This is a genomic window from Streptomyces sp. NPDC043738 (assembly GCF_056436545.1).
This window is the reverse complement of sequence record NZ_JBWKCJ010000008.1, coordinates 1-7,987: the sequence shown is the minus strand read 5'-3', so window position 1 is coordinate 7,987 and position 7,987 is coordinate 1. Positions and strand designations below refer to the sequence as shown.

The following is a 7,987-nucleotide window of genomic DNA, read 5'->3' as shown; positions in this document are numbered from 1 at the left end:
ACCCTCCCCCCCCCCCTCCCCCCCCCCCCCCCCCCTCCCCCCCCCCCCCCCCCCCCCCCCCCCCCCCCCCCCCCCCCCCGCTGCACGAGCAGCTTGTAGAGGGTGTGCTGAATCGTTTCGCGCACCTGGTCGGTCAGGTTGAACATCAGCATCGGGTCGTCCGCGGCCTCCGGCGGATAGCCGTCCGTCGGGATCGGCTCGCCGAACTGGATCGTCCACTTCGTCGGGAGCGGCACCGCGCCCAGCGGCCCCAGCCAGGGGAACGTCGGCGTGATCGGGAAGTACGGCAGCCCCAGCACCCGCGCCAGCGTCTTGGCGTTCCCGATCATCGGGTAGATCTCCTCCGCGCCCACGATCGAGCACGGCACGATCGGCACCCCGGCCTTCAGCGCCGTCGAGACGAACCCGCCCCGCCCGAAGCGCTGCAGCTTGTAGCGCTCCGCGAAGGGCTTGCCGATGCCCTTGAAGCCCTCCGGCATCACGCCCACGATCTCGCCGCGCTCCAGCAGCCGCTGTGCGTCCTCCGCGCAGGCCAGGGTGTGCCCCGCCTTGCGCGCCAGCTCGTTTATCACCGGCAGGACGAACACCAAGTCGGCCGCCAGCAGCCGCAGATGCCGCTGCGCCGGGTGGTTGTCGTGCACCGCGACCTGGAGCATCAGCCCGTCCAGCGGCAGCGTTCCGGAGTGGTTGGCGACGATCAGCGCCCCGCCGTCGGAGGGGATGTTCTCGACGCCCTTGACCTCGACCCGGAAGTACTTCTCGTAGAAGGGCCGCAGCAGCGACATCAGGACCTGGTCGGTCAGCTCTTCGTCGTAGCCGAAGTCGTCGACCTCGTACTCGCCGGTGATCCGGCGGCGCAGGAAGGCCAGCCCGCCCGCGATCCGCTCGTCCAGGGTCCGCGGGCTCGGCGGCGGGGGTGCCGCCGGCGGATGCTCGGTCCGCGCTTCGGGGACGGGCGCCAGCGCCGTTCCGCGCCCCGCGCGCCCGGCCCGCCGGGCCTTTCTACGCGCGCGAGGCTCCTCGCCGAAGGGAATGACCTTGGCGTCCGCCATCGTGGGTGAACTCCTCACTGGGTCGGGCCGCCGGGTGCGGGCAGCAGACCGGCGAGCCGGTCGACGGTACGGGCGAGGGACTCGGGCGGCACCAGCCCGGGTCCGCGGCTGCGGGCGAACTCCGCGAAGGCCTCCGCCGTCGTGTACTTCGGGTGGAAGCCCAGTGTCTCGCGCATCTGCGTGGTCTCGACGACCCTGCCGTGTGTGAGCAGCCGGATCTGTTCCGGCGAGAAGTCCGTGATGCCGATGGACCGCAGCGCCGTACCGGCCCAGGTCACCGTCGGCAGGAACAGCGGCAGAGTGGGCCGCCCCAGCCGCCGGGAGGTCTGCGACAGCAGCAGGACGCCGTCGCCGGCGATGTTGAAGGTGCCGCTGTTGAGGGTGCCGCGGCGCGGCGCGGCGGCGGCGATCCGCAGCACCTCGATGGCGTCGCCCTCGTGGACGAACTGCAGCCGCGGGTCGTAGCCGAGGACGGTGGGCAGCACGGGCAGCGAGAAGTACTCGGCGAGCGGGGAGTCCGCGCACGGCCCGAGGATGTTGGCGAAGCGCAGTACGCACACCGCCACATCGGGCCGGCGCCGCGCGAAGCCGCGTACATACCCCTCGACCTCGACGATGTCCTTGGCGAAACCACCGCTCGGCAGGGACTTCGGCGTGGTGGTCTCGGTGAAGACGGCGGGGTCCCGGGACGCGGATCCGTAGACGCTGGTGCTGGACTTGATGACCAGGCGCTGCACGTTCGGGGCCTTCTGGCAGGCGCCGAGCAGCTGCATCGTCCCGATGACGTTGGTTTCCTTCACCGAGGCGCGGCTGCCGCGCTTGCCCAACGGCGTTCCGTTGATGTCCATGTGGACGACGGTGTCGACGCCCGTCTCGGCCAGGACCCTGGCGATCGCCGGATGCCGGATGTCGGCCTTGAGGAATTCGGCGCCACCCAGATGGTGCTCCGGCGGCACGGCGTCGACCCCGATCACCCGGTCGACATCGGGATCGCGCTGGATCCGGCGGACGAACCGGCCGCCCAGTTGCCGTGCGACTCCCGTGACGAGCACGACCTTGCCCAAGATCAGCCCTTCCTTCCCGCCGCGACTTCCCCTGGCCCAGCTGTGCCGACCACGCTAGCCGGTCGGTGTTGCGCTGTGATGACCGCGGGATGCCCGCGGCGACATTTCCGTCCGACCACCGTCCATACGGCCCACAAACACCGCAGCCCCCCGTCGCACACAGGCGATGGGGGGCTGCGAAATCGCGATCAGCGCCGCTTACTTCTTGTTACGACGCTGAACACGGGTGCGCTTGAGCAGCTTGCGGTGCTTCTTCTTGGCCATCCGCTTGCGCCGCTTCTTGATAACAGAGCCCACGACTACCCTCGCTCACTTCGAATCACTCGGTGCGGGGCGTCCGAGCCCACACTACCTACATCGGGCCAGCCTACCCGGCGCCGGGCGAACGGCGTAATCCGAGGGTCGGCGACGGACCCGTCAGGCTGATTCCACCCCCACATAGGACTCACGGAGATAGTCGTGAACGGCCTGCTCCGGAACCCGGAACGACCTCCCCACGCGAATAGCGGGCAGATGACCGCTGTGCACCAGGCGGTACACGGTCATCTTGGACACTCGCATCACCGTGGCGACTTCCGCCACTGTCAGGAACACGACCTCGTTCAGAGGCCTCTGGTCTGCAGCCATGCCACACCTGCACCTTCCGCATAAGACGGTCACCGGCTTCCCCTCCGGTGACTCTTCGTCGCTATGCGCTCACTCCCCAGATTAGGGGCGGGTGATGCGAGTGGGGAAGAGGAGCAGCGAACTGCCGCCTAACGTGACAGATACGCCCGATTGAGTACATAACGGATCAGCGGTCGGTAGGACGCGACCCGGGCGGCGTCGTCGAGGGGCACCACCTCGGCCACCCGCCCCTCCGCCTGCCCGACGAACAGCGCCGGGTCGTCCGTATCGGCCAGCCCGATCGCCTCGATGCCCAGTTGACCTGCCCCGCAGACCCAGCCGTGGTCCCCGATCACCAGCCCCGGCAGCGGCCCTCCGGCGTCCGCCGCGGCCCCCAGCGCGGTCCGTACCGGCAGCGGCGAATGGGTGTGTACGCCCCCCACTCCGGGCGCGCCCCGCACGCCGGTTTCTCGCATCAGCGCGACTCCCCGTACGTAGTCCAGGACACGGGTGCGTACGCCGAACCGGGTCGCTATGTCGACACGGGAGCCATACGCCGGGGTGAGTACGGGGCAGCCCGCCGACGAGAGGGCGTCTGCCAGGGCGGCGTAGAACTCCAGCAGCCGGTGCGGATGGCCGGTGCCGAGCAGCACCGGTGTCCGGCGGCCGGCCGCCGCACCGATCCGGTCGGCGAAGCGGTCGAGGGCCGCGATCGTACGATCCGGGTCGATCACATCCGGGCCGGAAGTGTGCGCGGGATCGACCGGAACCCCGCACTTCTGCCCCATCAGTCGCAGTAGTTCACCCAGCGGCCAGTCCCGTTCGGGATCCAGCCCCAGCAGCACCCTCGGATCCCGCGCCGCGAAGAGCCGGTATCGCCCCAGGCTCTTCTCCCGCATGGTCGCGATCGTCCCCGCGAGCCGCGCCTCGATCAGATGCGCCCGAAGTTCCCCGGTGCCCAACACGGGCCCCATGCTGTCCCGTTGGCCAGCCTACGGTTGCCCCAACCGACGGGTAGTCACACCTCCGTGGCACAACCCGATCCACCGGACACGCACTCACCGGGCGGCTCGCCGGAACGACTTCGACCAGCCGCCGTGCTGCACCCCCAGGCAGGCACCTCGCCGGGCCTTCCCTTCAGGCACGCACACACCTCGACGAGCCGCCCCCTCGGCACGACCCATGACCAGCCGCCACCCGGTCAGGCGCAACCCCGCCGAGCCGCCTTCTCGGCCAAGCGCCTTGCCCGGCCGTCCCTCAGGAACGCGCCGGCCCGTGCGAGCCACCTCCTCCAGCACTCACCTCGACCAGCCACCCCCTGGACCACGCACGCCGACCAGCGACCCCCTGAGCCACGCACCTCGACCAGCCACCTCCTGGGCCACGCACCTCGACCAGCGACCCCCTGAGCCACGCACCTCGACCAGCCACCTCCTGGGTCACGCACTCGACCAGCCACCCCCTGAGCCACGCACGCCGCCGAGTCGCCCCCTCAGGCGCATACCTTGACCAGCCGCCCCCTCAGACACACACGCACCTCGACGAGCCGTCCCCTCAGGCTCGCACCGGCCTGGGCGAGCCGCCTCCTCCAGCACGCGCCCTGCCTGGCCTTCCCCTCTCAGCCACACACCTTGACGCGCCCTCTGCTCAGATCACGCGCCTCGCCGAACCGCCTTCTCAGGCACGCACCTTGACGCACCGTCTGCTCAATCACGCACCTTGCCGAACCGCCTTCTCAGCCACACACCTTGCCGAGCCGCCCCCTCAAGCACGCACCTCGCCGAGCCGCCGCCCCCCAGCACCCGCCGGCCCCCGGGAATACCCCCCAGAACCCCCACGTTGTGGACCCGCAGGGGGCCCTCGCATCCCCTACGGGATGTGTTCGCCCCACCCCTACGGCAGCAGCCCGTGCGCCGGAAACACCGCCCGGCGCGTCGCCAGCACCGCCTGGTCCAACCGGTCGGCCGGGTCGTAGCCGTCATCGACGAAGTCCCGCCAGCTCGGCGTACGCCCGTCCGTCATCCGCTGCGGCGCCAACTGCCGCGTACGGCGGAACACTTCGTGCCGCCAAGCCTCCGGAACCATCGAGGCCGGATCGATCGGCCGGCCCGCCGCGATCGCCGTCAGATGCGTCCAGCTGCGCGGCACCACGTCCACCACCGCATAGCCCCCACCTCCGAGCGCGACCCACCGCCCGTCCGCGAGCTCGTGCGCCAGCTCATGGCACGACTCCGCCACCAACCGCTGCGCGTCCAGACTCACCGCGAGATGCGCCAGCGGATCCTCGAAGTGGGTGTCCGCCCCGTGCTGCGTCACGATCACCTGCGGCTGGAAGGCCCGCAGCAGCTCCGGCACCACCGCGTGGAAGGCCCGCAGCCAGCCCGCGTCCCCGGTCCCGGCCGGCAGCGCCACATTGGCCGCGCTGCCCTGCGCGCCCTCCCCGCCGGTCTCCTCCGCCCAGCCGGTCTGCGGGAAGAGCGTCCGCGGATGCTCGTGCAGCGAGATCGTCAGGACCCGCGGGTCCTCCCAGAACGCCGCCTGCACCCCGTCGCCGTGGTGCACATCCACATCCACGTACGCGACCCGCTCGGCACCGAGCTCCAGCAGCCGGGCGATCGCCAGCGACGCGTCGTTGTAGATGCAGAAGCCGGACGCGCCGCCCGGCATGGCGTGGTGCAGCCCGCCGGCGAAGTTCACCGCATGCGCCGCGTCGCCGCGCCAGACGGCCTCCGCCGCGCCGACCGACTGCCCGGCGATCAGCGCCGACGCCTCGTGCATCCCCGCGAACGCCGGATCGTCCGCGGTGCCCAGTCCGTACGACGGGTCCGCGGCGGCAGGATCGGCCGAGGCCCGGCGGACCGCCTTGATGTAGTCCTCACGATGCACCAGCCGCAGGGTGGAGTCCCCGGCAGGCTTGGCCGCAACCACCTCCAGCGGCCCCCGGTCGAGCTCGTACGCCTCCACCAAACGCATGGTCAGCGCGAGCCGGACCGGATCCATCGGATGTCCGGACCCGAAGTCGTAGCCCGTTACTGCCTCATCCCACATCAGCTGTGCGCGGCCGCTCATGCCCGTCACCGTATCGGGCCTCCGGCCCCCCGAACGATCGGGCATACACAAGCGTCACCAGCACCAGCGCCATCGGTACGAGCATCGCCCCCCGATAGCTCCAGGCATCGCCGAGCACACCTACCAGCGGAGAACCGATCAAGAAGCCGACATAGTTGAAGATGTTCAGCCGCGCGACGGCCATATCCGAAGCGCCGGCACCCTGCTTCTCAAAGGCGTACCGCCCCGCCGCCGCAAAGGTCTGCGGCACGATCACACACAGCCCGAGCCCCAGCAACGTGAACCCCGCCATACCGGCCCAGGCTCCCGGCGCGGCCGCGACCACCGCGAACCCACCCGCCGCGAGTACCGTCCCGCACCGCACCACCGCGACCGCCCCGAAGCGCCGCACCCCCAGGTCGCCCACCGCCCGCCCGAGCAGCGTGGTGACCATATAGACGTTGTACGGCACGGTGGCGAGCTGCTCCGAGCTCCCCAGGACATCCTGCAGGTACTTCGCGCTCCAGTTGGAGACCGTCGAGTCCCCGATGTACGCAAACGCCATCACCAGACACAGCGGCAGCAGCAGCCTCATGGCGACAGGAGCGCCGGCCTCCGCCCTCCCCCTGGGGTCCTGCCCCTGCGCCTGGTCGTCCCGTGGCCGGTCCACGAACCACCGGCCCGCGACGAGCGCGAGCGGCACCAGGGCGGCCACCACCGGCCCGTAGAGCAACGCGAGCGACAGCTTCCAGTGCGCTCCGGCCCAGGCCAGCGAGGCGCCCACGATGCCGCCCAGGCTGTACGCGGCGTGGAAGCCGAGCATGATGCTGCGCCCGTACGCCCGCTGCAGACTCACTCCGAGCATGTTCATCGAGGCGTCCAGCGCCCCCACCGCCAGCCCGAAGACCGCCAGCGCCACCGCCGCCTGCGCCATCGAGTCGACTGCCCCGACGGCCAGCAGCGCCAGGCACACCACCGGCTGCACCAGCCGCAGCACCAGGCCCGGTCGTACCCGCTTCACCAGCTGCTCGGTGACGACACTGCCCACCCCCGCGAGGACCGGCACGGCGGCCAGGAAGGCCGGCAGCAGGCCGTCCGAGATCCCGTAGCGGTCCTGGATCGCGGGTATTCGGGTCACCAGGAGGGCGAAGACCGCGCCCTGGACGAGGAAGCTGACGGCGAGCGAGACCCGGCCGCGCCGCAGCTGCACTCCTGGTGCCAGAGGGTCCGTCGGTGCCGGAGGGGCCGTCATGGCCGCTCAGCCTAGAACGCGCCCCTACCCCTGGGTAGATACCGCACACCGTCAATTCCGACGTATGCCCGACAGGTGATACCGAGTCACGTACGGCACCCACGCCACCCCAGACGCACCTCCCTTCTACTGCAGCAGCGCCGAAACCTCCGCCATATGGCCGAACAGCCCGGTCACCCCGGCCTCCGTCAGCTTCTCCGCCGGCGTCATACCGGTGAACCCGTAGACGTCCATCCCCGCGGCGACCGCCGCCTGCACCCCCAGCGGGCTGTCCTCGATCACGACACACCGCTCCGGGGGCACACCCATCTCCCGTGCCGCGTGCAGAAAGAGATCCGGCGCCGGCTTCCCCCGCCCCACATCCTGCGAGGAGAAGATGCGCCCGGGCTCGAACCACCGGTCCAGTCCGGTCTTCCGGTGCCCTCTCCGGATCCGCTCATGGCTACCCGAGGAGCCGACGCAGTACGGAACACCGTCCGCGGCCAGCTTCTCCAGCGTCTCCGTCACACCGGGCACCGGCTGCAACTCACGCTCGAACGCCGCGAAGACCCGGCCGTGGAAGACCTCGTCGAATTCCTCCGGCAGGCGCTGCCCCGTGCGTTCCCTGACGATTTCGTGGATACGGTGCATCGCCGAGCCCATGTAGTCGCGTATCGAATCCTCGTACGACGTGGGGTGGCCGAGCTCGGTGAGATAGCCGGCCAGGATGGTGTTGGAGATGGGCTCGCTGTCGACGAGCACACCGTCGTTGTCAAAGATGACCAGGTCATAGCGCATACCCCGAACTCTATGTGCGGCTCATGGACCCGGAACGCAAAATAGCCTCGTTCCCCGAGTCGAAACTCGGGGAACGAGGCTATTTCAAAATTTGTTCGGCGGCGTCCTACTCTCCCACAGGGTCCCCCCTGCAGTACCATCGGCGCTGAAAGGCTTAGCTTCCGGGTTCGGAATGTAACCGGGCGTTT

8 protein-coding genes and 1 rRNA gene are annotated in these 7,987 nt (G+C 70.2%); all 9 read right to left on the bottom strand.

Annotated elements, in window-relative coordinates:
* The coding region (locus AC0680_RS13125) for a lysophospholipid acyltransferase family protein (RefSeq protein WP_478627684.1) at positions 1-1,052 on the bottom strand (1,052 nt) is incomplete at its 3' end.
* Positions 1,053-1,066: 14 nt separating this feature from the next.
* The gene (locus tag AC0680_RS13120; RefSeq protein ID WP_478627683.1) at positions 1,067-2,116 is read right to left on the bottom strand and encodes an NAD-dependent epimerase/dehydratase family protein; all 1,050 of its coding nucleotides are present in this window, start codon (positions 2,114-2,116) and stop codon (positions 1,067-1,069) included.
* A gap of 198 nt (positions 2,117-2,314) precedes the next feature.
* Positions 2,315-2,413 (bottom strand): 30S ribosomal protein bS22, encoded by a 99-nt coding sequence (locus tag AC0680_RS13115; RefSeq protein WP_003948845.1) that lies wholly within the window; start codon positions 2,411-2,413, stop codon positions 2,315-2,317.
* 120 nt (positions 2,414-2,533) lie between these two features.
* Positions 2,534-2,743 carry a helix-turn-helix domain-containing protein gene (locus AC0680_RS13110; RefSeq protein WP_014144137.1) on the bottom strand — a complete coding sequence of 70 codons (210 nt, stop codon included), beginning with the start codon at positions 2,741-2,743 and terminating at the stop codon, positions 2,534-2,536.
* A gap of 128 nt (positions 2,744-2,871) precedes the next feature.
* Positions 2,872-3,687, bottom strand: a complete 816-nt coding sequence (locus tag AC0680_RS13105; protein ID WP_478627681.1) for a phosphatase — start codon at positions 3,685-3,687, stop codon at positions 2,872-2,874.
* 928 nt (positions 3,688-4,615) lie between these two features.
* Positions 4,616-5,791 (bottom strand): acetoin utilization protein AcuC, encoded by a 1,176-nt coding sequence (locus AC0680_RS13100; RefSeq protein WP_478627678.1) that lies wholly within the window; start codon positions 5,789-5,791, stop codon positions 4,616-4,618.
* Positions 5,760-7,022, bottom strand: a complete 1,263-nt coding sequence (locus AC0680_RS13095; protein WP_478627676.1) for an MFS transporter — start codon at positions 7,020-7,022, stop codon at positions 5,760-5,762. Before AC0680_RS13095 ends, AC0680_RS13100 begins: the two co-directional genes overlap by 32 nt.
* Before the next feature lie 126 nt (positions 7,023-7,148).
* Positions 7,149-7,799, bottom strand: coding sequence for an HAD family hydrolase (locus AC0680_RS13090; protein ID WP_478627674.1), 651 nt, complete (start codon positions 7,797-7,799; stop codon positions 7,149-7,151).
* Positions 7,800-7,892: 93 nt separating this feature from the next.
* A 5S ribosomal RNA gene (gene rrf, locus AC0680_RS13085) occupies positions 7,893-7,987 on the bottom strand; the annotation flags it as partial.